Here is a 26,459-nt window from a genome sequence, read left to right as displayed (position 1 = left end):
AGTGAAGGGTCAAACTAGCATAGCTTTTTTACTACAGCTTACCGGCATCTACCACTGCCTTAACAAACGCTTCAGGCGCTTCCTGCGGCGGGTTATGGCCGATGTTGCCGCTGAAGGTTCGGTGTTCGTATTTGCCGGTAAATTTCGCGGCATAGGCAGAGGGTTCAGGATGCGGAGCGCCGTTGTTATCACCTTCGATGGTGATGGTTGGCACGGTGATATTCGGTAGCTCCGCCAGCTTTTTCTCATCTGCGGCGTACTTTTGCTCGCCTTTTTCCAGCCCCTGACGCCAGCGATAGTTGCTTAGCGTAATGGCCACGTGGTCCGGATTATCCAGCGATTTGGCGCTGCTGTTAAAGGTTTCATCGCTAAACTTCCAGCCCGGCGAAGCCTGCTGCCAGATTAATCTGGCGAACTCATGGGTGTTCTTCTCATAGCCCGCCGCGCCGCGCGGAGTAGCGAAGTAAAACTGATACCACCACTGCAGCTCGGCCTTCGGCGGCAGCGGCTTTTTCCCCGCCTCCTGGCTGCTAATCAGATAGCCGCTGACGGACACCAGCGCTTTCACACGATCCGGGTGCAGCGCCGCCACGATATCCGCGGTGCGCGCCCCCCAGTCATACCCGGCGAAAATGGCCTGTTTGATGTGTAATGCATTCATCAGCGCAACCGTATCCTGAGCCAGCGCCGCAGGTTCGCCGTTGCGAGGCGTGGAGGCAGAAAGGAAGCGAGTGCTGCCGAACCCCCGCAGATTAGGGACGATGACCCGGTAACCCTGTTTTGCCAGCTCCGGCGCAACCGTCTCAAAGCTGTTGATATCATAGGGCCAGCCGTGCAGCAGGATCACCGGCTGCCCGTCTTTCGGGCCAAGATCGACGTAGCCGACGTTCAGCACGCCCGCGTTAATCTGCTTTATTTGCCCTTCGCCAAAGCCCGCCGCTTCAGCCTGGCAGGCGAAGACTACAGAGAGAGAAAGCGGCGCAATCAGTGCAGACAGGGTGAGTTTGTTGAACATGATGTTTTCTCCGAAGCCCTAATAAAATGTTCGGCTATCTCATCATGAGATTGTAGGGGGCATGTTTTACAAACCGCCCTTTTTGCATGGTGGCGTATCTGGCCGTGCTGTGGATACAGTGTGATACAAAGTGGCTTGTTTTACCCTCACCCTCACCCTCACCCTCACCCTCACCCTAGCCCTTATGTCTTGATCCTCCCCGCCAGTGCGGGGAAGATCCCCGACTGATCATCGGGAGGTTGCCGGTGAGCATCCCCTAGCCCTGGTGCCCCTGAGCCCGCGGGAGAGATTATGCCCCGGCAGCCTTTCTCCCTGTCGCCTCAAGACCGAACGGTATCCTGTGCCTCTGAGCACCCACACATAAGGATGGTCTGGCGATATTATTCATAAGGTTACGGAGAATCATATGACCCTCACTTCTGTCGGCGTTGATATTGCTAAGCTAAAATTTGATGTCGCTGTCCTGCTGCCTAATCAGAAATACAAAACTAAAAAGTTTGCTAACACGCATGCGGGATGCCGTGAGTTTATTCACTGGCTGGCCCGTTTTGGAGACTGTCACGTCTGTATGGAGGCTACCGGCAGCTACAGCACGGAACTCGCCACGGCATTGTCCGATGGCGGCTATCGAGTCAGTCTGGAAAACCCTGCCCGTATTCATGCCTTCAGTCATACCGAACTGGCCCGAAATAAAACGGATAAAAGCGATGCCGCACTGATAGCGCGGTATTGTGCCCTGTATCAGCCAGCACAATGGCATCCGGCCCCTCTCAGCCAGCGACAGCTGACCGCGCTGGTACGGCATCTTAAAAATCTTGAAGAGATGCGACAGATGGAAGAGAACAGGCTGGAGGCCGCAGATGAGGTCATAACCGGTTCGTTAAAAGAACACATCGCCACGCTGGACGAACTGATAAAAGAAACAAAAAAGAAAATCAGACAGCATATCGACGATGACCCGGACCTGAGAAAAGACAAGGCGCTGCTGGAGAGTATCCCGGGTGTGGGAGATGTGCTGAGTACGAATCTTCTGGCCTTCGCGGGAAACCTGAGGCGATTTAGCAGCAGTAAGGCTCTGGTGGCTTATGCAGGCCTGAACCCACGACGTTGTGAATCCGGGATGTGGAAAGGAAAAAGCAGGTTGTCGAAAGTGGGGAGCCGTGAGCTGCGTAGCGTACTGTATATGCCTGCGGTGGTGGCGGGAAGGTGTAATGAAGTGGTGAAAGACCTGATGAGGCGGCTGGAGAGTAGAGGTAAGGCAGGAAAAGAGCGAGTATGTGCAGGAATGAGAAAGCTACTGCAGCTGGCTTATGGCGTGGTGAAATCAGGGCGTGAATTTGACGCCGAAATACCGCTTGCCGGATAGCCGACAAGACGGTATCTCTCCCTGGAAGGGAGAGGGGATAAAAAACCACTCACTTAACTAATCCCCCTCTCCCCTCTGGGGAGAGGGCCGGGGTGAGGGGAAAATTATCCTACCACTCTCGGCACAAGCCCCGGAGCCTGCCACATCGAGGTCGTCAGGCCGCTATCGACCAGCGTTAGCTGGTCGGCATAAACTTTCAGCCATTTGCGCTTCATCTCGTCGTAAAGCTCGCGGTGCGCCGGATTCGGCGTGAACTCTCGCTGCCACTGCACCAGACGCTCGCCGGTATTGGTCAGCGAATCGAAAAGTCCGGCGCCAACCCCTGCGGCAATGGCGCAGCCCAGCGCCGTTGCCTCTTTCACCACCGGAACACGAACCGGCAGTCCGGTCACATCGCTGAGGATCTGGCTCCATAGCACGCCTTTTGAGCCGCCACCCGCAAAGACGAGTGAGTCGAACTTCACGCCCGAAAAGCCGGAGATCTGTTCCAGATTACAGGCTGACACCATCGCCGCATTCTCCTCTAACGCCCGAAACAGCGTCGCTTTGTTGCACTTTTCCGGGTCGATAGAGAGGTTAATAAACGACGGCGCGGCGTGGTACCACTGCTTGAAATGCATGGCGTCGGAGAAAATCGGCATCACGCCGTGGGAGCCCGCGGGCACCCGGCCTGCCATCTCTTCCATAAGCGCATAGGTATCCACGCCGAGGCGCCCGGCAAGCAGTTTTTCTTCCGCACAGAAGGCGTCGCGGAACCAGCGCATCGTCAGGCCAGTAAAGAAGCTGATGGACTCCGCCTGTACCATGTTGTGAATCACGTGCGGATTAATACGGATGTTCATTTCTGGGTCAGTTTTGAGGGTCGGCAGGTTGACCACCTGCTGCCAGAACGTGCCGCCCAGCACCGCCGTTTGCCCGGCTCTGACGATGCCAAGCCCCAGGCAGCCGAGCTGGACGTCGCCGCCGCCCATCACGACCGGCGTGCCTTTCAGCAGCCCGCTTTCTTCGGCAGCCGCCTGCGTAACGCCACCCAGCACGGTGCCGGTCTCTTTTACCGGGGAAAGAATATCGGCGCGAAGCCCGGCCATATCGAGCAGAGAAGGGCGCCAGTCGCGGGTCGCCAAATCCAGCATGCCGGTGGTGCCGGCGTTAGAAGGATCAACCGCCAGCTCGCCGGAAAGTCTGGCGGCAAGCCAGTCGCTGATCATGGTGATGGTGGCGGCTTTGCGGTAGATGTCCGGGCGATGATGCGCCAGCCAAAGCAGACGAGGCATAGCGCTCAGCGCCAGCGTCTGGCCTGAAACCTGGTATACCTCGGACTCAAACTGAAAGTCGTGGATCTCTTTAAGTTCGCTGACCTCGCGGCTGGCGCGGGCGTCCACGTTAGCGCAGGCCCAGATAGGATCGCCGTTACGATCGTAAAGAACGATTCCTTCACGCATCGAGCAGCAGGAAACGGCGGCGATCGCTGAAGCGGAGAGATTTGCCCTGTGCAAAGCCTCACGGATGCAGCGACAGGTGAGCTGCCAGTTGACGGCGAGATCGAACTCCATCGATCCCGGGACGTCAGCCACGCTTAAGTGCTTCCATTCGGCCTGGCCAACGGCGATCTGGTGACCATCGGTGTCGAAAATGACGGCGCGGATACTGCCCGTTCCGGCGTCCAGCGCAAGTAAATAGCTCATCAGCAGCCCCCTTCCTTCGTCCGTTCAATAAATAAACTCTTAGCCATCGCGGGCGATCTGGTCGATCTATTTGAGTGTTTTGTGAGCGCTGCACGGTTGCAATCGCCGATCGCTGACTAACTTTTTGAACACAATCTCTTATTCACCAACGGATCCGGGAGAAGACGTCATGGCAGATCTGGATGACATTAAAGACGGGAAGGATTTCGGTATTGGTCAGCCGCAGGAGAATCGGGCTTTTTATCTGAAGGGTAGCGGGGCGCTGGACTGGGGGATGCAGTCGCGTCTTGCCAGGATCTTTAACCCAAATACCGGGCGAACCGTGATGCTGGCCTTCGATCACGGCTATTTTCAAGGCCCAACGACCGGGCTTGAGCGTATCGATCTCTCGATTGCGCCGCTATTTCCTGAAACAGATGTCCTGATGTGTACTCGCGGCATTCTGCGCAGCGTCGTACCTCCGGCCACCAATAAACCCGTGGTGCTGCGAGCGTCCGGCGGCAACTCGATCCTCAGCGAACTCTCTCGCGAAAGCGTCGCGGTGACGATGGAGGATGCCTTACGCCTCAACGCCTGCGCGGTGGCCGCGCAGATTTATATCGGCAGCGAGTATGAGCACCAGTCGATCAACAACATTATCAAGCTGGTGGACGAAGGCACGCGCTACGGCATTCCTACGCTTGCGGTAACCGGCGTGGGCAAAGAGATGGCTCGCGACGCCCGCTATTTCTCGCTGGCAAGTCGTATCGCCGCCGAGCTTGGAGCACAGTTTGTCAAAACCTACTTCGTGGAGGAGGGATTTGAGAAAGTGGCCGCCAGCTGCCCGGTGCCGATTGTCATCGCCGGAGGCAAAAAGCTGCCTGAACAGGAAGCGCTGGAGATGTGTTTTAAAGCGATAGACCAGGGCGCGTCTGGGGTGGATATGGGGCGCAACATCTTCCAGTCAGAAGCGCCGCTGGCGATGCTGCAGGCGGTGAAAAAAGTGGTGCACGACAATATGTCTGCCCGCGAAGCTTATCAGTTCTGGCTCGAAGCGAAACAGCAGGGAGGTAAGGCATGAACGTAACGCTGGTGGAAATTAACATTAAACCGGAGCGCGTCGACGAGTTTCTGGAGGTGTTTCGGGCCAATCACGAAGGCGCCATCAAAGAACCCGGCAATTTGCGCTTCGACGTGCTGCAGGACCCGGATGTCGCTACGCGATTTTTCATCTATGAGGCTTACCAGGATGAGGCCGCGGTGCTGGCGCACAAGAAAACGCCGCACTACCTCGCCTGCGTTGAGAAGCTGGATGAGATGATGTCTGAGCCGCGCAAGAAGCGGAGCTTTATCGGGCTGTTGCCGTAGGGATTTCCCCTCACCCTGACCCTCTCCCCACAGGGGAGAGGGGATAAAAACAAAGGTGTGAACGGGGAAAACTCCCTCTCCCCACACGGGAGGAGGGATAAAAACAAAGGCGTGAACGGGGAAAACTCCCTCTCCCCACACGGGAGAGGGTTGGGGGGAGGGTCAATCAGCTTTCCTGCGCCTCTGCCGTCTCATCCTGCGTCACTCTCAGCCGGTAAAGCGCACGTTTAGCGCACTCCAGCACGTGCTCACACTGCTCAATCGTCAGGGTCAGCGGCGGCTCCACGCGAATGGTTTTTGAGTTATTCAGCGTACCGGCTACCAGCACCTGCTGGCGGAACATCTGGCTGGCAAATCTGTAGCCGATGTCGTTGTCGCAGAACTCAATTGCCATGAGCAGCCCCTGGCCGCGAGCCTCAACGATAAGGTCCGGGAATTCACGGGCCAGCGCCCGGAAGCCATCCAGCAGCAATTGCCCCTTCTGCGCCGCCTGGGCAGGCAGGTTTTCTTCCAGCAGGTAGTGGATGGTCGCCAGCGCGGCTGCGCAGGCCAGTGGATTACCGCCGAAGGTCGTGGTGTGCAGGAACGGATTATCGAACAGTACGGAAAAGACCTCTTCCGTGGCGACAGTTGCGCCTATCGGCATCACGCCGCCGCCAAGCGCTTTTGCAAGGCAGAGAATGTCCGGCTGCACATTTTCGTGCTCACAGGCAAACATCTTACCGGTACGTCCCATCCCGGTTTGCACCTCATCCAGAATCAGCAGCACGCCGAATTCGTCGCACAGCTGGCGCACAGCAGGCAGGTAGCCCGGTGGCGGCAGGATCACGCCGCCTTCGCCCTGGATGGGCTCCAGGATAAGCGCCGCCACGTCATCGCCGGTTTTACGGCATTCGCTGAACTGGGTGCGCAGCGCGCCGATATTGCCGAACGGCACGTGGCGGAAGCCCGGCAGCAGAGGCATAAACGGTTTGCGGAATGTTGATTTCGCCGTGGCCGAAAGCGCGCCCAGAGATTTACCGTGGAAAGCGCCGCTGGTGGCGATAAAGGTGAATTTCCCGCGCGGCGACTGATAAGCCTTCGCCAACTTTATGGCCGCTTCAACGGATTCGGTACCGCTGTTGCTGAAGAAGCTGTATTTGAGTTTGCCCGGAGTGAGTGCGGCAAGCGTTTTAGCAAGCATCGCTCTCAGGGGATCCAGCAGCTCCTGGCTATGTAAGGGCTGCTTTTCCAGCTGATGCTGGACGGCGGAAACAACGACTGGATTACGGTGCCCTACGTTAAAGATGCCGAACCCACCCAGGCAGTCGATGTACTCTTTGCCCTGGGTGTCGACAAGCGTATTCAGGCTGCTCGCTTGCCACTCTACGGCTCCGTAATCCCCGCCGGCGGTAACGGACTTGCGGTACTCAAGAAAACCCGGATTTACATGCTGCTGGAAGCTATCGATAACCTCCCGGTTCAGCGCTTTCATCTCCTCATGGGTGAGTGACTTCTTTTCAATAATGTTCAGTGCGTGCGCCGTACAGGCAAGGGCTGAGGCGCTGGAAGGTGACCTGTTCAAAATGTGCTCCTGGATGTGGCGTATCACGCGATACACAAAATAAGTATTGCAGGGATTGCGCCAGGCAGCGCTCCGTCAGTGAAATCAGGATAAACGCCCTCAGGACAGCGGCTGTGCAATAATTAATCACAATAGATTACATTTTGCGCACTTTAATGCTGCAGGCTGACGGAGGAAAATCTCTTCGCCATGAGGGAGGGTGCACTTTTTTAGGGCGAAATGTTTCCCGTTGGCGCAAAAAGAAAAGAAAAGCCACATATATTATTGTTTAGTCTTTCTTAATGACGCATGGCGGCTTATTTATTGTTAAATACTGTGTAGGAATAAACCGACTTGACCATAAAGTTTACAATATAGATTGCTCGTTTAGGGATTGTTTAAGTTATGATTCGGCGTGAAGATGACCCCCAATATTCGTGAGTATCCGATGGTGGAGAGTAACTTAACCTATTAAACACAGTGTGAGCTTAACGTGACAATTAATATTAAAGATATCGATAGCTCTTTGCTGGAGCTAAATATCGCCATCCGCGATCATTATAACTGGGCAAATAAATGCCTGCGTCTCAGCCTGTTAGGCGGTGAGCCGGATAAAGACGTCAATGATTCAGATGCCCATCAGCACTGCCGCTTTAGCCATTGGCTAAACCAGCGTATGCAGGGAGCCAACCTCGACAGAGAATTAATTCTGCTGATTGACCGACAGCACGCTGCAATGCACGTTGCGGCTCGGGTATTAATGTTATCAATTATTGCGGGGAAGGTTAGCGAAGAATTACTAAATGATTACAATGAAGCGCAGCAAAAGTTTATTTCCAGTATCGATAAATATAAAGAATATCTTTTTTCCTACCGTAATTTATACGATGCTTTAACCGGTCTGCCGCTGCGCCATTTGCTGTATCAGGAATTCCCGCTGATCCGTTCCCGTAGCGAACGCGTTGAGCGTAGTCTTTATTTGCTGATCATGGATATTGATCGTTTTAAGACGATCAATGACACCTGGGGGCACAACGCGGGGGATGACGTTCTGCGCAGCGTCGCGTCTATTTTGAAAGAGGCAACCCGCAATGAGGAACGCATTTACCGCTTCGGCGGCGAAGAGTTTATTATGCTGCTGGAGGCGAGCAGCAGGGAGCAGGCAGAGCGTGCCGGCAAGCGTATTTGCCAGCACTTAGCCAGCCATCCGGTGAGCGTAGATGACCAGAACATTAAGGTTACCGTCACCGGGGGGTTGACCCTTGTCTCTGCTGATGACTCTTTGCACAGCGCCATCGGGCGGGCAGACAAGGCCATGTATTACGGAAAAAATACCGGCCGTAATCGCTGTATTCTGGCCTTGTCTGACCAGGAAATGGTGACGCTGGAATAAGCCGTTATGCGTGCGCCATTCGGTGCTCACCGTTAACCAGCGCGGCACGATCGAAGCCGCACTCGATCACGCCGTTGGCCATAAACGCCGCACGGTCGGACATATGGGCAATCACGTCGGCATCGTGGCTTACCAGCAGGTAGGTCATGCCGTGCTGCTGCTTCAGGCGGTTGAGCAGGTTGAGGATCTCGGCCTGCACCGACATATCCAGCGCGGAGGTCGGCTCGTCGAGCAGCAGGATTTTCGGGCGCAGCAGCAGCGCACGAGCAATCGCCACTCGCTGCCGCTGGCCACCGGAAAGCTGGTGCGGATAGCGTCTGGCCGAATCGGCCGGTAGCCCAACCTGGCTTAACGCCTCATTAACGCGGGCCTCGATATTGCTTTCGCCATGAATTTTTAGCGGTTCAGCCAGCGTGCGCCAGATCGTGTGGTTTGGGTGCAGCGAGGCGTAGGGATCCTGAAATACCATCTGTACTTCGCGGCGTAAAGCCCCCTGATAGCGTTTGCCCGCAGGAATATTATTGCCTAAGAGTTCCACGCGGCCCCGCCAGTCACGCTGCAGGCCGGCGAGCACGCGCAAAATCGTCGATTTTCCGCAGCCAGAGGCGCCAATCAGGCTAAAGGTTTCGCCCTGCTCAATCGCAAAGCTGGCCCCTGCGACGGCGGTTTTTACGCCGCCCTTTGCGGCAAACTGCACGCTCAGATCATCAATCTTAACGATCGCCATGACTCTCTCCTTGCTGGAATTCGCTGCGGTTCAGCGTCGGCAGCATCTGCCCATAGGTGTCGGCATTTGGGCGGCAGGTCCAGAGCGTTCGCGTATAGGGATGGGTGGCCTGCGCCAGTTCGTTGGCGGCCATTTCATCGACTTTCTGGCCGTGATACATCACCAGCACGCGGTGGCAATGTTCAGCCACCAGCGGCAGATCGTGGCTAATCAGCAGCAGCGCCATCTGCCTTTGCTCGCACTGCGCCACCAGCAGCTCAAGGATTTGGTTGCGCAGGCGGGCGTCCAGCGCCGAGGTTGGTTCATCGGCAATCAACACTTTAGGGTTATTGGCGAGGGCGATGGCGATCATCACGCGTTGGCCCATGCCGCCGGATAGCTCGCCGGGGTAGCGCAGCAGCACCGCGTCCGGCAAGCCAACGGACTGCAGCAGTTCACGGCAGCGTTCACGGCGTTCGGCAGTGGACAGCTTCTGGTGCAGGCGGAGCGCCTCGTCAATTTGCTGAAGGACGTTTTTCACCGGGTTCAGCGCATAGCGCGGGTCCTGAAGCACCATGGCGATGTCGCTCCCGCGCAGCTGGTTCCAGCTTCGGGCATTCATCTCCAGCAGATCGTGCCCCAGTACGTTGAGCTGCTCTGCGCTCACCTTGCCAGGTTTACGCACAAGTCCCATAAGGGCTCGCGCCGTCATCGACTTTCCTGACCCGGACTCACCTACCAGCGCCAGACGTTCATTGCCCAGCGTGAAGGAAAGGTTGCTGACCACCCGGCTGCCGGGGTAGTCGATATTCAGCCCGGAAACGGTAATTCTGTTAGTCATGTTGCGGCTCCAGCACGTCGCGCAGGCCATCGCCCAGCAGGTTAAAGGCCAGGCTGCTCAGCAGAATAGCGGTGCCTGGAATGGCGGCTATCCACCACTGATCGAAAATCACCTGCATACCGTCGGCAATCATCGCGCCCCACTCGGACATCGGTGGCCGGGCGCCAAGGCCCAGGAACCCCAGACCGGCAGCGGCAAGAATAATCCCGGCAAGATCCAGCGCCAGGCGCACGATGGCGGAAGGCAGACACAGCGGCAGGATGTGGCCGCCCAGCAGCCGCAATCCTTTTATCCCCATCATTTCTGCGGCAGCGAGATAGTCGCTGTGACGAAGCCTCTGTATCTCGCTTCTTGCCTGGCGCGCATAGGCAGGCCAGGTGGTCAGCGCCAGCGCCAGCGCGCCGTTAACCAGCCCAGGACCGAGCATCGCCACAAAGGCAAAGGCGAGGATCAGGCGCGGCATCGACATCACCACGTCGGTAAAACGCATCAGAATGCGCTCCAGCCAGCCGCCGTAATAGCCGGAAAGAATGCCGATCAGCAGCCCAACCGGCAGGGTGATCACCGTCACCAGCAGCACCAGGCCCAGCGCCGGGCGGGTGCCGTAGATCAGCCGAGAAAGCAGGTCGCGGCCATAGCTGTCGGTACCCAGCAGATGATGGCCGTTAGGGGCCTGCAGGCGCGCGGCGGCGTCCTGCCAGTTGGGATCAAACGGGGCCAATAGCGGAGCAAATAGCGCAATAAGCACCAGCGCGGCAATGATAATCAGCCCGCTAAGGGCGGCCGGGGAGCGCAGTATGCGTCGCAGAAAAAGAGAAGACGGCATTAGCGGATCCTCGGGTCGGTGGCGCGCACCAGTATGTCGGTCAGGTTATTGATCAGCACAAACGATACGCCAATCAGCAGCGTGCCGCCCATAATTGCGGTGGTATCACCGGCAAACAGCGCGGTGGTGAGATAGCGGCCAATCCCCGGCCAGGAGAAGACGGTTTCCGTCAGTACGGCGCCTTCCAGCATGCTGGTGTAAGCCAGCGCGATCACGGTGAACAGCGTGCCGCGAATGTTCGGCAGCACGTGGCGAAGCAGAATCGTCATGTCGCCTGCGCCCTTTGCGCGAGCCAGGGTAATGTACTCTTTGTTCATTTCGCTGAGGCAGGCCGTGCGCGTCAGCCGGGTGATGCTGGCCAGCGAATAATAGGCCAGCAGCAGCACCGGCAGAATCAGGTGGTTCACGGCGTTGAGGAGTGCGCCTTTATCGCCGGAAAGCCAGGTATCAATCAGCACAAACCCCGTTTTGGCTTCGACGCTGTACTGGTAAATATCATCGAGCCTTCCTGGCCCTGCGCTCCACTGCAGGCGGGCATAAAAGAGCGCCAGCATCAGCAGACCGAGCCAGAAAATGGGTACCGAGTTACCGAGCAGGGTAAAGGTACGTACCGCGAGATCCCACGGTGAGCCGGCAAACCGGGCGCAAAGCACACCAAAAAGCACGCCAAGCACGCTACCGATGATCAGCGCGAGGGTGGCGAGCTCCAGCGTGGCGGGGAAAGCCGAGAGTAAATCATGCAGCACCGGCTGGCCGGTTGAGCTGGCTATGCCCAGGTCGCCGTGAGCGAGGTTAACCAGGTAATGCCAGAACTGCACCGGCAGCGATTGATCCAGCCCTAGCTGGTGGCGAACCTGATCGTAGGTTGACTGGCTGGCGTGATCGCCGACTATCTGTAGCACCCTGTCTACCGGAGAAAGTGCGGACAAGGCAAAGGTGATCAGCAGTAGGCCGATAAGGGTCAGGACAAGGGTGAAAATTCCCTGGAGCAGGGCAAGCAGCGGACGCCGCAAGCGCTGCGACGAAGGCGAAACTTCGGACATGGGTAACTCTTTTTGCGCGAATGGTGATGAACCCCTCGCCCGGTATCTTTCTGCATGGAAAGGTAAGAGCGAGGGGCCGTTCAGTTATTTAGTGACGTTATCGTAATACACCATATCCGCATTCAGGCCCTGTTGATAGCCTTTGATGTTATCGCGTACCACGATCTGGGTTTTACCCTGGTCGACAAAGACATACGGGGAGCTACGCTGCAGCTCTTCCTGCAGTTTGGTATAGAGATCTTTGCGTTTGGCCGGGTCGGCCTCCGCCACGGCGGCAAGCGTTTGTTTGCTCAGTTCCGGGATCTGCCAGCCGTTCAGCCCTGCCACGGTGCCGCCTTTACCGTCGTTATAGGCAAAGGCGTTGGCGTTGGAGTGGGCGTCGAAGTAGTCAGGGATCCACAGGCGGATAGCGGCCTGGTGCTGCTTCGCACGAACGCGGGCGTAGACCTGGCTACCCGCTGCAGGCAGCAAATCTACCTTCACGCCGCCCTGGGCAAAGCTTGCCTGCATTGACTGAGCGATGGTGATAAACGGCGGTTTGTTCTCAACGTCGAGGGTGAAATGCGCATCCTTGATGCCCGCCTTCGCCAGGATCGCTTTTGCCTTCGCCGGGTCGAATTTAAACGGCGTGTTTTCCAGCGCGCCAGGGAAACCGACCGGCAGGAAGCTCTGGTGAACGAAGTACTGGCCTTTCAGCAGATCTTTGGTGATGCCCTGATAATCCACCAGGTAACGGGCCGCTTCCCACAGCGCCGGATTTTTCAGCAGCGGGTTGGCGTTGTTGCCGACGTTAAACACCAGATAGTTTTGCTCGGCAGAAGGAATACTCAACACCTTCACGCCCTGTTTGCCTTCAAGAGCGCTGGTTTGGTCCGCACCCAAATCACGGGCGATATCGGCGTCGCCCTGCTGAATCAGCAGGCGGCGAGCGGCCGGATCGGGCACGTTTTTAATAATGATGTTCTTCACTTTTGGCGTATCGCCAGGGGATGTCGGGTTGGCATCCAGGACGATAGCCTGATGCGGCTGGTAGACGCGCATCTTAAACGGTCCGCTGCCTGCTGAATGCATTTTCAGCCATTCGTTGCCGAAATCACCCGCTTTCGCGTTAGGCGCAACCGCTTTTTCATCGACGATGGAGGCGATTGGCGTGGAGAGAATATTCAGGGCTACCGCCGGGCTCACGTCCGCAGTCCAGTGCACTTCCAGCGTGTGGTCATCCACTTTCTTCAACTGGCTGGCGATATTATCCGGCTGCCAGCCCAGCACGTTCAGAATGAAGGCCGGGGATTTATTCAGCGTCACCGCGCGGGTGTAGGAGAAGATAACGTCTTCCGGGCGCAGCGGATTACCGGAGGCAAATTTTGCATCCGGGCGTAGCTTGATGGTCAGCTTCTTATTCGCCGCATCGCCCTGCCAGCTTGCCGCCAGAATCGGTACGATTTTGGCCGGATCCGTGCGGTCTGCCTGCACAAGGCGCTGATAAAGGCTTGGTACGGTCTGGATGCTTGAGAGTTCGTTGGCTTCCGCCGGGTCAAGGCTGACGATATCGTCCAGCCCTTGTGCAACCACCAGGGTATCCGGTGGCGTGGCAGCGTGGGAAGCTGCAGACAGCGCAGCCAGCAGCAGTAATGGCAGGACTTTTCTTTGCATGTGTGTACCCTGTAATGGTGTTTTTATCGGTTTTTCTCTGTGTATTTACGTTAGGTGAGTTATCTCAATTCACAAAGTCAAAATTGCGCTTTGCATATAAATATACGATATATCCAATGCGATAAAGTGATGAAAACTCGAGGACGGGTTCACTTCCAGCGGGGGACTTTGTTTTTGCAGATATCCACGACTATGCAGGATTGGCTAAGGTTCCGTTCACCTCAGGTACAGTTTCATCTGTAGCCGCCGCGGTGGCGATGAGCTCACCGTGCTCTTAGCGTGCAGGAGGGGCAGCTCTGTGGGTGAACGGATTTAAGCGCTGGTTTGAAGAAGCAAAGAGCAAAAAAAAGCCCCCACCCAACGGTGAAGGCTCTCTCTATTTATCTCCTCTCTCCGCGGAGAGAGGATGAGGGGGATAACTACTCGTTAATCCTCGGATGCTGCTGCACAAGCAGAGCCCGTTTCTCCTGCAGACTTTCGATTTCCTTATCCAGATCCTCAATTTTCTGCTCAATATTGTCGTGATGCTCCTGGACAATTTCACGCGCTTCCGCAATATCCGAGGCCGCCGGCGTCGCGCCCTTCAGCGGTTTGTTGGCGGTCTCTTTCATAGTGATAGCGGTAATAAAGCCGATAATTGCCACCACCATCAGGTAGTAAGCCGGCATCATCAGGTTTTGCGTGGTTTCCACCAGCCATGCAGCAAGCGTAGGCGTCACGCCCGCGACCAGCACCGAAATGTTAAAGGCGCTGGCGAGGGCGCTGTAGCGAATATGGGTCGGGAACATCGCCGGCAGCGTGGAGGCCATGACGCCGATAAAGAAGTTCAGCACCACCGCCAGCACCAGAAGACCGGCAAATATCAGCCCAATTTCGTTGCTGTTAATCAACATAAAGGCCGGAATCGACAGCAGGAACAGGCCGATACTGCCCAGGAAGATAAACGGACGACGGCCAAAACGGTCGCTAAGCAGGCCGATCATCGGCTGCACGAACAGCATCCCCACCATAATGGCGATGATGATCAGCACCCCGTGCTCTTCCGAGTAATGCAGGTTGTGGGAAAGGTAGCTCGGCATGTAGGTCAGCAGCATGTAGTAGGTCACGTTGGTCGAGATAACCAGACCGATACAGACCAGCAGGCTGCGCCAGTGCTTAGTCGCAATCTCCTTGAACGACACTTTTGGACCTTCTGCCAGGCCTTCGCGATCGCCCTGTTCCATTTTCTCAACGTGCTGCTGGAACGCCGGGGTCTCTTCCAGCGCGTGGCGCAGGTAGAGGCCGATAATCCCTAACGGCAGCGCGAGGAAGAACGGAATACGCCAGCCCCACTCAAGGAAGTTTTCTTCACCGACGATAGCCGTGATCAGCACCACCACGCCCGCGCCACAGACGAACCCGGCAATGGAGCCAAAGTCCAGCCAGCTGCCCATAAAGCCGCGCTTACGGTCGGGGGAGTACTCGGCAACGAAGATAGATGCCCCGGTGTATTCGCCGCCTACCGAGAAGCCCTGAGCCATTTTTGCCAGCAGCAGCAGGATCGGTGCCCAGATGCCGATGCTGGCATAGGACGGGATCAGCCCGATGGCAAAGGTACTGAGCGACATGATGACGATGGTGATAGCCAGGATTTTCTGACGACCGTATTTATCCCCTAACATCCCGAAGAACAGGCCGCCAAGTGGGCGAATCAGGAAAGGAACAGAGAAGGTCCCCAGCGCGGCGATCATCTGAACGCTCGGGCTGGCATCCGGGAAGAAGACTTTACCTAGTGCGTAAGCAACAAAACCGTAAACACCAAAATCAAACCACTCCATCGCGTTGCCGAGTGAAGCGGCGGTGATGGCTTTTTTCAGACGCGCATCGTCAATGATAGTGACGTCACTGACCTTGATCGGTCTGACTTTTTTTTTCCTTTTTAGCATTTTTTATCCTCGAGTTTTCCTTGCGGGGTTAAAAATTCCCTCTGTAAGTGTAGTGCGCCGCACAAGAAGCGCTGGCGAAAACTGCAGCACTCAGATGAGGCGACAGCGAAGCAAAGGGAAAAGTAATAACCTATTGAAACTATATGGAGTGTTATGCTTAAGCTAGTCTCATCAATTATGTGGCTAATACTTAGAACTGTGATCAATATCAAACTTTTAAACTAAAGTAAAATTTACCCCCGCCGAAATAACATGCATACCACCAAAGAATTAACATCTGGATAACCTCTCAAAGGGAGTTGCTATGTCCGCCCATGTGCCGGTTACCCAGCGTGAGTACACGCTGGATGACGATACGACCCTGATGTCCACCACCGATCTTAAAAGTTACATCACGCATGCTAACGATACCTTCGTGCAGGTCAGTGGCTACACGCTACATGAGCTGAGCGGCGCTGCGCACAAACTCGTGCGGCATCCCGATATGCCTAAGGCCGCCTTTGCCGATATGTGGTTCACGCTTCAGCAGGGTGAACCCTGGACCGGCATCGTGAAGAACCGCCGTAAAAACGGTGACCATTACTGGGTTCGCGCTAACGCGGTGCCGGTGGTGCGCCACGGTAAAACTACCGGCTATATGTCTATTCGTACCAAAGCCTCAGCGGAAGAGATTGCCGCCGCTGAGCCGCTCTACAAGGCGCTGAACGAAGGCCGCAGCAGCAAAATCCTTTATAAAGGACTGGTGCTGCGCAAGGGGCTGTTTGGCAAGCTGCCGACGCTGTCTCTGCGCTGGCGCATCCGCGGGATAATGAGCGGCTTATTTGTTTTGCTGATGGCCTCGGCGTTTGCGCTCGGGCAAAGCCCGCTGCTAATGCTCGCTATCGCCGCATTTACCGCACTTGCCTGCGGGCTGCTGGAAGGGCAAATCGCTCGTCCGCTGGAAAACGTTGCCCGACAGGCGCTGGAAGTGGCTACCGGCAACGGTCACCGCGTGAAGCATCTTCAGCGCAGCGATGAAGTTGGCATTATTCTTCGCTCCATCGGCCAGCTTGGGCTGATGTGCCGCTGGCTGATAAACGACGTCAGCAGCCAGGTGGCGAACGTGCGCAGCGGCAGCGAGGCGATGGCGAAAGGCAACGACGATCTGAATGAGCGTACCCGCCAGACGGTGGTCAACGTGCAGCAGACGGTGGCGACCATGAATCAGATGGCGGCGTCGGTACAAACTAACTCGGAAACCGCGTCTGCGGCGGACAAACTCTCCAGCTCCGCCAGCGATGCGGCGGCGCAGGGGGGGCACGCGATGGAAACCGTGGTGACCACAATGGACGATATTGCCGACAGCACCCAGCGCATCGGCTCTATCACCAGCCTGATAAACGATATTGCCTTCCAGACCAACATCCTGGCGCTAAACGCCGCGGTGGAAGCCGCCCGTGCCGGAGAGCAGGGCAAAGGGTTTGCCGTGGTGGCCGGGGAAGTGCGCAACCTGGCGCAGCGAAGCGCCAGCGCGGCCAACGATATTCGCAAGCTGATTGACGCCAGTGCCAGCAAGGTGCAGTCCGGCGCGGTGCAGGTTCATGAGGCGGGGCGCACCATGCAGGACATTGTGGCTCAGGTACAGAACGTCACCCAGCTACTGGGGCAGATAAGCCACGCGACGTCGGAACAGGCGGATGGTCTGGCGGATATTACCCGCGCGGTGGCTGAACTGAACGCCATTACGCAGAAAAACGCCGCGCTGGTGGAAGAGAGCGCCCAGGTCTCCGCGATGGTGAAGCACCGCGCAACACGGCTGCAGGATGCGGTAACGGTTCTGGGCTAAAGCGTTCGGCGAGGAGAGTTCTCGCTGGTCGCTTAGCTCCGCTTATAAAGGCGGCGAGGGTGGCCAATCTTGCCGTACAGCATTTCGACGCTGAGAAAGCCTTTCTCGACGCAGTGTTCCAGGTAGCGGCGAGCGGTGGTTTTGCTGAGTTTGGTTTCACTGACCACGTCGTCAACCGAGAAGCAGCGCTGGGCTTCGCCTTCGCGAAAAAGGCGCTGCACCAGCTCCAGCGTATTTTCCTCGATGCCTTTGCTGCCCGCATCCAGCGGGGCGTTTCGCGCCTGAAGCTCGTAAAGCTTATCGACGTTCTGCTGATCCACCACCTTCCATTCGCGCTGCTGCTGGCTGAACTGGACGAAACGCTCCAGCGAGTGGCTCAGGCGCTTCCACGAGACGGGTTTTAGGATGTAGTCAAACGCGCCGCTGCGAATCGCCTGGCTGCAGGTGTCCATGTCGCTGGCGGCGGTGATAAAAATCACCGAGCAGGCGTGCTGTTTTAAAAGCTCGCTGCCAAACAGCGTAATGCCTTTACCATCCGGCAGGTAATTATCCAGCAGGATAAGCTGCGGCTGCTTCTCCTGCATCAGGCGCTGCGCGCTCGCCAGGCTGTTGGCTATCCCAACCAGGTGAAGGTGGGGATGTTTATCAATCAGCTCAGCATGCAGCTCAGCCAGCTCGCTCTCGTCCTCCACGATAAGCACGTTAATCATTTCATTTTGCATACTCAAAGCCTTACGTTGGGGTGAGGTCGCTCCCCGGAACGACAACGTCTGGAATAAATACCGAGAATACGGTCCCGCTCGGCAGGTTATCAGAAACCTCCACGGAGCCCTTCGCCAGCGCAACGTAGCTGGCGATAAGGTGCAGGCCCAGCCCGTGGTCGCCGTGGGTTTTAGTGGTAACGCCCGGCGTAAATATATGATCGCGCAGCTCCGGCGCAATGCCGACGCCGCGATCGGCCACCTCAATAACCAGTTCCCGGTCATTGATCACGATATAAACTTCAACCGGCTGGTGCTCACCTTCGGCGCGCTGGGTCGCTTCGATGGCGTTATCCAGCAGATTACCAATGATGGAAATCAGCTCAGACTCCGGCACGTTAGACGGCATGCGCGGCATGCTACAGGCTGGGTCGAATGCCAGCGACACGCCTTTTTCTCGTGCTCTGGCATACTTGCCCAGCAGCAGCCCGCACAGCGTGGCGGAGCAGAAGCGCGCGGAGACGAAGTCCAGCACTTCCTGGGCGTGCTCGGACTGCGCCTTGATATAGCGTTTTGCTTCGTCATAGCGGGCCATATGCAGCAGCCCGGCCAGGGTTGCCATGCGGTTAAGCTGCTCGTGCCGCATAATGCGCAGGTTATCCACGTAGCGCTTCACCTGGCTGAGCTGGAAACTCAGGCTATCAATATCTTTGCGGTCGCGGAAAGTGATAACCCAGCCCTGCAGCTCGCCCTCAAGCTCAATACGGACCCGACTGGCGAGCACGCTGAGATCGTTAAAGACGCAGATCTCATCGTGAGTGTCGCGCGCCAGCATCACCTGCGGATCAAAAAATGTCACCGGCTCAATCACCGCTGAAATCTGCTTGCCACGGATCTCGCGCGAGGGCTGCTCCAGGCCGAGCAGTTTCTTCGCCGCCTTGTTGATCACCTCGATCTGCGAGTGGCTGTCGATGGCGATCACTCCCTCATAAATAGACTCCATTATCGCTTTTTGCTGACGTACCAGCAGGCTGATTTGCCTGGGTTCCAGCGAGAACATCTGTTTCTTGATGCTGCGTGTGAAGTACCAGGAGAAGATGAACAGCGCCAGCAGCAGGATTATCGCCGCCAGCAGAATGTTGATCACCTTGCCGGACGTGACATCATCGAGGTAGCTCTTCAGGTAGCCCACCGACACAATCCCAATCACCTTGCCGTGCTGATCGAAAATCGGCGCTTTGCTGCGTAGCGACAGCCCGAGGCCGCCTTTGCGCAGCGTGGTGATACTTTTTCCCTGCAGCACCTCTTCATTATCGCCGCCGACCAGGGTTTTGCCCACGCGGTCGGCATGAACGGAGTGGTAGAGATGGATCCCGTGTTCGTCGCCGATCACGATAAAACTGGCATCGCTATGGACGACCAGTTTTTGCATAAAGTCGTGGATGGCCGGAATATCTTTTTTGGCCACCGACTCCTGCAGATTGGGAATTAAGGCGATCTCTTCCGCCTGAATTCTCGCGCGGGTGCTCATCTCCTGATACAGCTGGCGGCCAACGTCGAAATAGTAATAGGTTCCAAGCATGGCAAAGAGTACGGAAAAAAAGGCGACCAGGTAGATAAATAATCGTATCTGAAAGGAAACTTTCATAGGCCAGGCGTATATTCAGTGAGGCAAAACGGCAGCTTAACACCGATAAACCGCTGGCTGCGCGGCTTTGAGTGAAAGTTTGAACGACCTCACGCAACGGCACTTTTCGTTAATTTATGGAAGGTTACTCACGCATTTAAGAGTTATCTAAGTCAGGAATAAAAACCATAAAAACCACAGCTGAATAAAAACCATTAACGCCATAGAGACCTTTAAATTAACGGTTTTAATCTGCCAGGCCTCACATTCCATAGGTATTTAATCTTTTAGTCTGCCCGGACAAATTAAAATAAAGGGCTTGAAGATGAGCGCAACCGATGACTCCTGCAACATCATTCCTGAATCACTGGATATTAATAAACCGACGCTCAAGGAGCGCTGGTGGCATATTCTCGACAGCTGGAAAGTCGGGATCATCCCGCTGCCGCTGTTTGTGCTGGCAGGGGCGCTGATCGCCATTGACTGCCTCGGCGGTAAATTGCCGAGTGATATCGTGGTGATGGTGGCGACGCTGGCCTTCTTCGGCTTTGCCTGCGGTGAGTTTGGCAAGCGCTTGCCGATCGTCGGCAAAATGGGCGCCGCCGCGATCTGCGCCACCTTCATCCCTTCCGCGCTGGTTTATTACGGCCTGCTGCCGGATGTGGTCGTGGAGTCCACCACCAAATTCTATAAATCCACCAATATTCTCTACCTCTACATCTGCTGCATCATCGTCGGCAGCATCATGAGTATGAACCGCACTACGCTGATTCAGGGCTTTCTGCGCATCTTCTTCCCGATGCTGTGCGGCGAAGTGGTTGGCATGATCGTCGGCATGGGCGTTGGCCTGGCGTTGGGCCTTGAGCCCTTCCAGATCTTCTTCTTCCTGATCCTGCCGATCATGGCCGGAGGCGTGGGCGAGGGGGCAATCCCGCTGTCGATCGGCTACGCCACGCTGCTGCACATGGATCAGGGCGTGGCGCTGGGGCGTATTCTGCCGATCGTTATGCTGGGCAGCCTGACGGCTATCGTTATCTCCGGCTGCCTGAACCAGCTGGGTAAGCGCTTCCCGCACCTGACGGGCGAAGGCGAGCTGATGCCGGGTAAAGCAACCCACGGTGAAAAAGCACAATCCGCTGCGCTATTCAGCGGCAAAGCGGATGTGACCACTATTGCCTCTGGCGCGCTGCTGGCTGTGCTGCTCTACATGGTTGGCATGCTGCTGCATAAGCTTATCGGGCTGCCTGCGCCGGTTGGTATGCTGTTTGTCGCGGTGTTAATCAAACTCTGTCACGGCGTATCGCCACGCATGCTGGCGGGCTCTCAGGTGGTTTATAAATTCTTCCAGACGGCCGTAACCTACCCGATTCTGTTTGCCGTTGGCGTCGCGATCACCCCGTGGAACGAGCTGGTAGACGCCTTCACCATAACCAATCTGCTGGTCATCGTCAGCACCGTCAGCGCGCTGGTGGCGACCGGCTTCTTTGTGGGTAAAAAGATCGGCATGCATCCTGTCGACGTGGCCATCGTCTCCTGCTGCCAGAGTGGGCAGGGCGGTACCGGCGACGTCGCCATTCTTACCGCCGGTAACCGTATGTCGCTGATGCCGTTCGCCCAGATTGCAACCCGCATTGGCGGCGCGATCAACGTCTCGGTGGCGCTGCTGGTGCTTGGCAACTTTCTTGTCTGATTTTTGATTAAGCAGAAGCTTGCTTGCGGGGTAGAAGCTATCCAGCACGAATTTCATGCTAACGCCGCGGGTTTTTGTCTAGGCTCAGGTTTCCACTTTTTAAAATAAAGGGAGTACCTCATGGCTCAGACTACAGACAAAAACCGCCGCTTTGTGCTGGCTAAGCGTCCGCAGGGCATGCCGACCCGCGAAGATATCCGCCTGGAAGAAGTGGCCGTTCCCACGCCTGGCAAAGGTGAGTTGCTGCTGCGCACGCTTTTCCTGTCTCTCGACCCCTATATGCGCGGGCGCATGAGCGACGCCAAATCCTACTCGGCGCCGATTGCTATCGGGGAAGTTATTGTCGGGGGAACCGTCAGCCGCGTGGAAAGCTCTCAGCATCCTGATTATCAGCCGGGTGACCTGGTGCTGGCTGACTCTGGCTGGCAGGATTATTCGATCTCCAGCGGCGAAGGCCTGCAGAAGCTGGATAAAAACATGTCTCATCCTTCCTGGGCGCTGGGGCTGCTCGGCATGCCGGGTTTTACCGGCTACATGGGGTTGACCGATATTGGTAACCCGCAGCCGGGCGAAACCGTAGTGGTTGCGGCCGCCAGTGGCGCGGTGGGCTCTATTGTCGGGCAGACGGCTCGCCTGCGTGGCGCGAAGGTCATCGGCATTGCCGGCGGTGAAGACAAGTGCCGCTATGTAAAAGAGACGCTGAAGTTTGATGAGTGTCTCGACCACCGCGCCAGCGATTTTGCTGAACAGCTGGCCAAAGCTTGTCCGAACGGCATCGACGTCTATTTTGAGAACGTCGGCGGCGCAGTGTTTGACGCGGTGTTCCCGCTGCTGAATACCAAGGCACGTATTCCGGTTTGCGGTATGGTCAGCCAGTACAACGGCAACAACAGCGCCTTTGAGCATGACCGCCTGCCGGAGCTGATGGCTACCATCCTGAAAAAACGTATGCGTGTGGAAGGGTTTATCATTTTCCAGGATTACGGCCACCGTTACCCGGAATTCTACATGCAGATGAGTGAGTGGATTGCCGCCGGAGAGATTGAATTTCGCGAAGATATCGTCGACGGGCTGGAGAATACCGTGGAGGCGTTCCAGGGGCTGCTGTCCGGGAAGAACTTCGGCAAGCTGATTGTGAAGGTGGCGGAGTAGGGTAACCCTCACCCTGGAAGGGAGAGGGGGAATTTAAGCGTTCTTTGTATGAATTCTCTCTCCCCCGTGGGGAGAGGGGAAGCCACGCTCCCTTAAATGAGAATTTTTTTTATTTATCCTTAACGCTTGCTAAATCATTACGAACGTGAGAGATTAGCTCCCGGTTTGGAACACAGACCTTATGAAAGCAGTTTTAGTAAAGCAGTCCTCAGTTCAAGCGCTATCTTAGATATCCCTTCTTCTCGAGTCTCCTCCTAAGTGCCCGAATAAGTCCAACTCTGCTGAACAGACCATGTTCGCCGCGTTTAGTGGCTCAAGAAACTGAAAAGGTAATATCTATGTCTAACAAAATGACTGGTTTGGTAAAATGGTTCAACGCTGAGAAAGGTTTCGGCTTCATCTCTCCTACCGATGGCAGCAAAGATGTATTCGTACACTTCTCTGCAATCCAGAGCGATAGCTTCAAAACTCTCGACGAAGGCCAGAAAGTTGAGTTCTCTATCGAGAACGGCGCTAAAGGCCCAGCTGCTGCTAACGTTGTTGCGCTGTAATTCAGCCCAGACGTTTCAGAAGTGAAAAAACCCGCTACGGCGGGTTTTTTTGTGCCTGCGGTTTAGAGATGTCCTATAACTTACGCCCTTTTTTGCACAATGTTGTGTGTCATATTGTGATTTTGGTTAACCAATTGTCCTCTCTGGATTGACACAGTTGCCAAATTGGCTGAACTTAGACGTTATCTTACGCACCTGAATGGGTGCTAATCATTATCGTTTATTGGTCAACCAATTAAAATTGTGAGGGGACATTATGAAGCAGACCTGGCGCTGGTATGGTCCGAACGATCCGGTCACTCTGGCCGACGCCCGGCAGGCGGGGGCGACAGGGATCGTCACCGCGCTGCACCACATTCCCAACGGTGAAGTCTGGCCTGTCGAAGAGATCCTAAAGCGTAAAGCCGTGGTCGAGGCTGCGGGCCTGGTCTGGTCGGTGGTGGAAAGCGTACCTATTCATGAAGAGATCAAAACCCATAGCGGTCAATGTGATTTATGGATAGAGAATTACCGGCAAAGCCTGCGTAATCTGGCAGAGTGCGGCATCTACACCGTGTGCTACAACTTTATGCCGGTGCTGGACTGGACGCGCACCGACCTGGAATATCCGCTGCCGGACGGCTCCAAAGCTCTGCGATTTGACCAAATCGAATTTGCCGCCTTTGAGCTGCATATTCTGAAGCGCAAAGGGGCAGAAGCCGACTACAGCGCGGAAGAAATTGAACAGGCAAACCGGCGTTTCGCTGAAATGCGGGATGATGAGAAAGTGCGGCTGACCCGCAACATCATCGCCGGTCTGCCTGGGGCGGAAGAAGGCTACACGCTCGACCAGTTCCGTGCCCGGCTGGACACCTACAAAGACATCAATAAAGCGAAGCTGCGTGAACACTTTGCGTACTTCCTCAAGGCTATCATCCCCGTTGCCGAGCAGGCAGGGATTAAAATGGCGGTACACCCGGACGATCCTCCGCGCCCAATCCTTGGCCTGCCGCGCATTGTTTCTACCGTAGAAGATATGCAGTGGATGGTAGATACCGTCAACAGCCCGGCAAACGGTTTTACGATGTGTACCGGCTCCTACGGCGTGCGGGAAGATAACGATTTGGTCGGTATGATTAAACGCTTTGGGCCGCGAATTTACTTCACGCACCTGCGCTCGACGTTGCGGGAAGAAAATCCGAAGACGTTCCATGAGGCTGCACATCTTTACGGCGACGTGGACATGTATGAAGTGGTGAAAGCTATTGTTGAGGAAGAGCGGCGCCGCGAAGAAACGGGGCAGCACGAGCTGATTCCTATGCGTCCGGACCATGGACACCAAATGCTGGATGACCTGAAGAAAAAGGTGAATCCCGGTTATTCGGCGATTGGTCGCCTGAAAGGGCTGGCGGAAGTGCGCGGCGTTGAGATGGCTATTCAGCGCGCGTTCTTCGGCAAATAGTACAGGCCGGAGCGGGGAATGGGTCAACCCATTATGCTATAGTCCGGCCCATCCCCGAATTGCTGTGTGTAAAAAATGAAACCACAACTCCATGAAAAACCGTCCACTCAGCCACAGCGTCCTTATCAGGAGGTTGGCGTGATGCTGCGCGAGATGATTGCGCGCCAGCAGTATGCCTTAGGCGACAGGCTTCCTCCGGAGCGTGAAATAGCGACATTGCTGGCGGTTAGCCGCACGGTGGTGCGTGAAGCGCTGATTATGCTGGAGATTGAAGGGCTTGTGGAGGTGCGCCGCGGCGCCGGAATCTTCGTGGTTGCGATGCCCCATCAAACGGTTAATGCGCCAGTGGGTCAGTGCAATGACGCCGGGCCTTTCGAGCTCCTGCAGGCGCGCCAGCTGCTGGAAAGCAATATCGCGGAGTTTGCTGCCCAGCAGGCCACGCGGGAAGACATTCTGAAGATGCGCCAGGCGTTACAGATAGAGGAGCAGGAGCTGGCTTCCGGGGATAACGAAAGCGGTGACAGGCTATTCCACCTTGCGATTGCCGAAGCGACCCACAACAGCATGCTGGTGGAATTGTTTAAACAGTCGTGGCAGTGGCGTGAAAATAACCCGATGTGGCTCCAGCTGCACAGCCATCTGGAAAATAACCACTACCGGCAGGAGTGGCTGCTGGACCATAAACAGATCCTTGCTGCACTCATTAAGAAAGACGCCAAAGCCGCAAAACACGCGATGTGGCAGCATCTGGAAAACGTTAAAAACCGGCTGCTGGAACTGTCTGACGTCGATGATATCAACTTCGACGGCTACCTTTTTGAATCCTGGCCGCTTAATGAGCCTGAACGTTAATTGCCTGTGAGGCCAGCCAATCCGCTGGCCTTTTTTATATCCACATATATATTATAAAAATAATAGCCATAGTCGTTTTCGCCAAAAAAATAATATTGATTCGTTTAATGGTTTAATGCAAGTAATTAATATGAGAATTAAATAACAGGCGTTAACTCGGGAGGTTATTTTTAGGTTCTGATTGCGCTCGAAATAAAATAAGTAACATTTAAGTGGTTGCGTTATTTTATATTGTTTTCAAGGTTTGGTTAAATATCGTAGTTTACATTCATTTACATAAAATAATTTTTGGTGACGTTTTATTTGTGGGATAAACAAATAGCACTTTATACAAAACCAAAATAGACACACAGCAAACATACATAGAGGGATTTTATGTCTGAGATTAAAGAACTAAACTTTGAAGAAATCGCCATGGTCAGCGGCGGTGGAAGAAATTCTGAACCCTCCGATCGTAGAAGTAATAGCAATACATCAGGGACTAGTAAATCAGCAAGTCGAAATATTTATGATGGTGTGGACTCTTGTGGAGCTGGAATCATGGGAGGACTTGTTGTTGGTTCTCTTGGGGGGCCTCTTGGTATGGCTGTTGGGATTGTTGGTGGGGTGATAGGTGGTCAGTGCAACAGAGATAGCTTTAGCAATAAAGCTGACAATGGTAATAAGGACAAAGCAAATGATTTTTCAGGCCAATGTCGATGGTGATAAGTAGTTAGTTTCAATGTCCCACTTAAATTGCCTTTACTGATAATGTTATAACCTTAACTGATAAGGTAATGTTGTCATAGTGGGATTTCACCATATGGCTCAAATCATTCCCCCTGAGTGAAAAAGGATCTTTTATGAAAAAAGTAATTTATTTTTTGGTTTATTTGTTTCTTTTTATTATTGGCTTCACTATTTTAAATTTTGCAAATATTCTTGACCTGGACACGTCATCGCGGAGCGAGAGAATATCTAAGTTTATCGTCATGATAATTGTACTCATTGCCACAACCCGATGGGGTATCAAGGTTTATACCCTACTGACAAGAGATAAAAATAACTTAAAGTAAGAAAATTAATTTCTACTTATTGTCTCCTCACTCTCAAGTCATATTGTCCATTCAAAGGATGCATGACTAAAAGAATCCGGGATTTAGGTTTTAAGTATAGCTTTGTTATTGCTATTTAATAACAGAGGTGGTTATTCCTGGCATGATACAAATCCCAGTGGCATGGTCGGGTAATGCGATTGGTAGGCGTTAAAGAGTGAATCAGTAATATGTGTGATCACC

The 26,459-nt window shown here is 55.0% G+C and carries 22 protein-coding genes; 11 read left to right on the top strand and 11 right to left on the bottom strand.

Annotation, left to right across the window (positions count from 1 at the left end; translation table 11 throughout):
• Positions 1–31 precede the first annotated feature (31 nt).
• On the bottom strand, positions 32–1,015 hold the full coding sequence (locus tag EL098_RS19590) for an alpha/beta fold hydrolase (protein WP_126357708.1): 984 nt from the start codon (positions 1,013–1,015) through the stop codon (positions 32–34).
• Positions 1,016–1,421: 406 nt separating this feature from the next.
• On the opposite strand from EL098_RS19590, the gene EL098_RS19585 reads away from it, so the two are divergent.
• Positions 1,422–2,381, top strand: coding sequence for an IS110 family RNA-guided transposase (locus EL098_RS19585; protein ID WP_126354442.1), 960 nt, complete (start codon positions 1,422–1,424; stop codon positions 2,379–2,381).
• A gap of 104 nt (positions 2,382–2,485) precedes the next feature.
• Here EL098_RS19585 and lsrK read toward each other — a convergent pair whose 3' ends face one another.
• A complete protein-coding gene (lsrK, locus tag EL098_RS19580; RefSeq protein WP_126357707.1) occupies positions 2,486–4,066 on the bottom strand; it encodes an autoinducer-2 kinase in 1,581 nt (526 codons plus the stop codon).
• 169 nt (positions 4,067–4,235) lie between these two features.
• Between lsrK and lsrF the strand changes: the two genes are divergently transcribed.
• Positions 4,236–5,126, top strand: coding sequence for a 3-hydroxy-5-phosphonooxypentane-2,4-dione thiolase (gene lsrF / locus EL098_RS19575; protein ID WP_126357706.1), 891 nt, complete (start codon positions 4,236–4,238; stop codon positions 5,124–5,126).
• The gene (lsrG, locus tag EL098_RS19570) at positions 5,123–5,413 is read left to right on the top strand and encodes a (4S)-4-hydroxy-5-phosphonooxypentane-2,3-dione isomerase (protein ID WP_126357705.1); all 291 of its coding nucleotides are present in this window, start codon (positions 5,123–5,125) and stop codon (positions 5,411–5,413) included. The genes lsrF and lsrG overlap by 4 nt, the downstream gene beginning before the upstream one ends.
• A gap of 166 nt (positions 5,414–5,579) precedes the next feature.
• Here lsrG and ygjG read toward each other — a convergent pair whose 3' ends face one another.
• Complete coding sequence (ygjG, locus tag EL098_RS19565) at positions 5,580–6,977, bottom strand: putrescine aminotransferase (RefSeq protein WP_197718527.1); 1,398 nt, start codon at positions 6,975–6,977, stop codon at positions 5,580–5,582.
• A gap of 472 nt (positions 6,978–7,449) precedes the next feature.
• Between ygjG and EL098_RS19560 the strand changes: the two genes are divergently transcribed.
• Entirely contained in the window at positions 7,450–8,349 is a 900-nt protein-coding gene (locus EL098_RS19560) for a diguanylate cyclase (RefSeq protein WP_126357703.1), read from the top strand.
• Positions 8,350–8,353: 4 nt separating this feature from the next.
• On the opposite strand, the gene EL098_RS19555 is transcribed toward EL098_RS19560, so the two are convergent.
• The 6 genes from EL098_RS19555 to proP all read right to left on the bottom strand — a co-directional run bounded on the left by EL098_RS19555 (position 8,354) and on the right by proP (position 15,343).
• Positions 8,354–9,076 carry an ABC transporter ATP-binding protein gene (locus EL098_RS19555; RefSeq protein ID WP_126357702.1) on the bottom strand — a complete coding sequence of 241 codons (723 nt, stop codon included), beginning with the start codon at positions 9,074–9,076 and terminating at the stop codon, positions 8,354–8,356.
• Positions 9,063–9,896, bottom strand: a complete 834-nt coding sequence (locus EL098_RS19550) for an ABC transporter ATP-binding protein (protein ID WP_126357701.1) — start codon at positions 9,894–9,896, stop codon at positions 9,063–9,065. The genes EL098_RS19555 and EL098_RS19550 overlap by 14 nt, the downstream gene beginning before the upstream one ends.
• Complete coding sequence (locus tag EL098_RS19545; protein WP_126357700.1) at positions 9,889–10,722, bottom strand: ABC transporter permease; 834 nt, start codon at positions 10,720–10,722, stop codon at positions 9,889–9,891. The genes EL098_RS19550 and EL098_RS19545 overlap by 8 nt, the downstream gene beginning before the upstream one ends.
• Positions 10,722–11,765 (bottom strand): ABC transporter permease, encoded by a 1,044-nt coding sequence (locus tag EL098_RS19540; RefSeq protein WP_126357699.1) that lies wholly within the window; start codon positions 11,763–11,765, stop codon positions 10,722–10,724. The genes EL098_RS19545 and EL098_RS19540 overlap by 1 nt, the downstream gene beginning before the upstream one ends.
• A gap of 84 nt (positions 11,766–11,849) precedes the next feature.
• Entirely contained in the window at positions 11,850–13,418 is a 1,569-nt protein-coding gene (locus EL098_RS19535) for an ABC transporter substrate-binding protein (protein ID WP_126357698.1), read from the bottom strand.
• Positions 13,419–13,837: 419 nt separating this feature from the next.
• Positions 13,838–15,343: a glycine betaine/L-proline transporter ProP gene (gene proP, locus EL098_RS19530; RefSeq protein ID WP_126357697.1), complete on the bottom strand. Its 1,506-nt coding sequence runs from the start codon at positions 15,341–15,343 to the stop codon at positions 13,838–13,840.
• Positions 15,344–15,647: 304 nt separating this feature from the next.
• Between proP and EL098_RS19525 the strand changes: the two genes are divergently transcribed.
• Positions 15,648–17,168 carry a methyl-accepting chemotaxis protein gene (locus EL098_RS19525; protein ID WP_126357696.1) on the top strand — a complete coding sequence of 507 codons (1,521 nt, stop codon included), beginning with the start codon at positions 15,648–15,650 and terminating at the stop codon, positions 17,166–17,168.
• A gap of 32 nt (positions 17,169–17,200) precedes the next feature.
• Here the strand turns inward: EL098_RS19525 and EL098_RS19520 are convergent, their stop codons facing one another.
• Both EL098_RS19520 and EL098_RS19515 read right to left on the bottom strand, forming a co-directional pair.
• The gene (locus tag EL098_RS19520; RefSeq protein WP_126357695.1) at positions 17,201–17,890 is read right to left on the bottom strand and encodes a response regulator; all 690 of its coding nucleotides are present in this window, start codon (positions 17,888–17,890) and stop codon (positions 17,201–17,203) included.
• Positions 17,891–17,900: 10 nt separating this feature from the next.
• Positions 17,901–19,517, bottom strand: a complete 1,617-nt coding sequence (locus EL098_RS19515) for an ATP-binding protein (RefSeq protein ID WP_126357694.1) — start codon at positions 19,515–19,517, stop codon at positions 17,901–17,903.
• A 304-nt stretch (positions 19,518–19,821) separates the two neighbouring features.
• Between EL098_RS19515 and EL098_RS19510 the strand changes: the two genes are divergently transcribed.
• From EL098_RS19510 to EL098_RS19485, 6 genes are all read left to right on the top strand, one after another.
• Positions 19,822–21,186: a 2-hydroxycarboxylate transporter family protein gene (locus tag EL098_RS19510; RefSeq protein WP_126357693.1), complete on the top strand. Its 1,365-nt coding sequence runs from the start codon at positions 19,822–19,824 to the stop codon at positions 21,184–21,186.
• Positions 21,187–21,306: 120 nt separating this feature from the next.
• The gene (locus EL098_RS19505; RefSeq protein ID WP_126357692.1) at positions 21,307–22,338 is read left to right on the top strand and encodes an NADP-dependent oxidoreductase; all 1,032 of its coding nucleotides are present in this window, start codon (positions 21,307–21,309) and stop codon (positions 22,336–22,338) included.
• Between the two features lie 338 nt (positions 22,339–22,676).
• Positions 22,677–22,889 (top strand): transcription antiterminator/RNA stability regulator CspE, encoded by a 213-nt coding sequence (gene cspE, locus EL098_RS19500; RefSeq protein WP_008459989.1) that lies wholly within the window; start codon positions 22,677–22,679, stop codon positions 22,887–22,889.
• Positions 22,890–23,145: 256 nt separating this feature from the next.
• On the top strand, positions 23,146–24,330 hold the full coding sequence (gene uxuA, locus EL098_RS19495; protein ID WP_126357691.1) for a mannonate dehydratase: 1,185 nt from the start codon (positions 23,146–23,148) through the stop codon (positions 24,328–24,330).
• Positions 24,331–24,405: 75 nt separating this feature from the next.
• Positions 24,406–25,182: a Uxu operon transcriptional regulator gene (gene uxuR / locus EL098_RS19490; protein WP_126357690.1), complete on the top strand. Its 777-nt coding sequence runs from the start codon at positions 24,406–24,408 to the stop codon at positions 25,180–25,182.
• Between the two features lie 375 nt (positions 25,183–25,557).
• Positions 25,558–25,887, top strand: coding sequence for a hypothetical protein (locus tag EL098_RS19485; RefSeq protein ID WP_126357689.1), 330 nt, complete (start codon positions 25,558–25,560; stop codon positions 25,885–25,887).
• Positions 25,888–26,459: the final 572 nt, after the last annotated feature.

Source organism: Cedecea lapagei (assembly GCF_900635955.1).
GTDB lineage: Bacteria > Pseudomonadota > Gammaproteobacteria > Enterobacterales > Enterobacteriaceae > Cedecea > Cedecea lapagei.
This window is presented reverse-complemented; position numbering and strand designations above follow the sequence as displayed.

What these genes read in the sequence shown, in the direction of transcription:
- EL098_RS19505 (WP_126357692.1), top strand. Translation starts at nt 21,307, where the DNA reads ATGGCTCAGACTACAGACAAAAACCGCCGCTTTGTGCTGGCTAAGCGT.
- EL098_RS19485 (WP_126357689.1), top strand. Translation starts at nt 25,558, where the DNA reads ATGTCTGAGATTAAAGAACTAAACTTTGAAGAAATCGCCATGGTCAGC.
- lsrK (WP_126357707.1), bottom strand. Translation starts at nt 4,066, where the DNA reads ATGAGCTATTTACTTGCGCTGGACGCCGGAACGGGCAGTATCCGCGCC.
- EL098_RS19550 (WP_126357701.1), bottom strand. Translation starts at nt 9,896, where the DNA reads ATGACTAACAGAATTACCGTTTCCGGGCTGAATATCGACTACCCCGGC.
- EL098_RS19585 (WP_126354442.1), top strand. Translation starts at nt 1,422, where the DNA reads ATGACCCTCACTTCTGTCGGCGTTGATATTGCTAAGCTAAAATTTGAT.
- uxuA (WP_126357691.1), top strand. Translation starts at nt 23,146, where the DNA reads ATGAAGCAGACCTGGCGCTGGTATGGTCCGAACGATCCGGTCACTCTG.
- lsrG (WP_126357705.1), top strand. Translation starts at nt 5,123, where the DNA reads ATGAACGTAACGCTGGTGGAAATTAACATTAAACCGGAGCGCGTCGAC.
- EL098_RS19590 (WP_126357708.1), bottom strand. Translation starts at nt 1,015, where the DNA reads ATGTTCAACAAACTCACCCTGTCTGCACTGATTGCGCCGCTTTCTCTC.
- EL098_RS19545 (WP_126357700.1), bottom strand. Translation starts at nt 10,722, where the DNA reads ATGCCGTCTTCTCTTTTTCTGCGACGCATACTGCGCTCCCCGGCCGCC.
- EL098_RS19525 (WP_126357696.1), top strand. Translation starts at nt 15,648, where the DNA reads ATGTCCGCCCATGTGCCGGTTACCCAGCGTGAGTACACGCTGGATGAC.
- EL098_RS19535 (WP_126357698.1), bottom strand. Translation starts at nt 13,418, where the DNA reads ATGCAAAGAAAAGTCCTGCCATTACTGCTGCTGGCTGCGCTGTCTGCA.
- proP (WP_126357697.1), bottom strand. Translation starts at nt 15,343, where the DNA reads ATGCTAAAAAGGAAAAAAAAAGTCAGACCGATCAAGGTCAGTGACGTC.
- EL098_RS19555 (WP_126357702.1), bottom strand. Translation starts at nt 9,076, where the DNA reads ATGGCGATCGTTAAGATTGATGATCTGAGCGTGCAGTTTGCCGCAAAG.
- EL098_RS19540 (WP_126357699.1), bottom strand. Translation starts at nt 11,765, where the DNA reads ATGTCCGAAGTTTCGCCTTCGTCGCAGCGCTTGCGGCGTCCGCTGCTT.
- cspE (WP_008459989.1), top strand. Translation starts at nt 22,677, where the DNA reads ATGTCTAACAAAATGACTGGTTTGGTAAAATGGTTCAACGCTGAGAAA.
- EL098_RS19520 (WP_126357695.1), bottom strand. Translation starts at nt 17,890, where the DNA reads ATGCAAAATGAAATGATTAACGTGCTTATCGTGGAGGACGAGAGCGAG.
- lsrF (WP_126357706.1), top strand. Translation starts at nt 4,236, where the DNA reads ATGGCAGATCTGGATGACATTAAAGACGGGAAGGATTTCGGTATTGGT.
- EL098_RS19515 (WP_126357694.1), bottom strand. Translation starts at nt 19,517, where the DNA reads ATGAAAGTTTCCTTTCAGATACGATTATTTATCTACCTGGTCGCCTTT.
- uxuR (WP_126357690.1), top strand. Translation starts at nt 24,406, where the DNA reads ATGAAACCACAACTCCATGAAAAACCGTCCACTCAGCCACAGCGTCCT.
- EL098_RS19510 (WP_126357693.1), top strand. Translation starts at nt 19,822, where the DNA reads ATGAGCGCAACCGATGACTCCTGCAACATCATTCCTGAATCACTGGAT.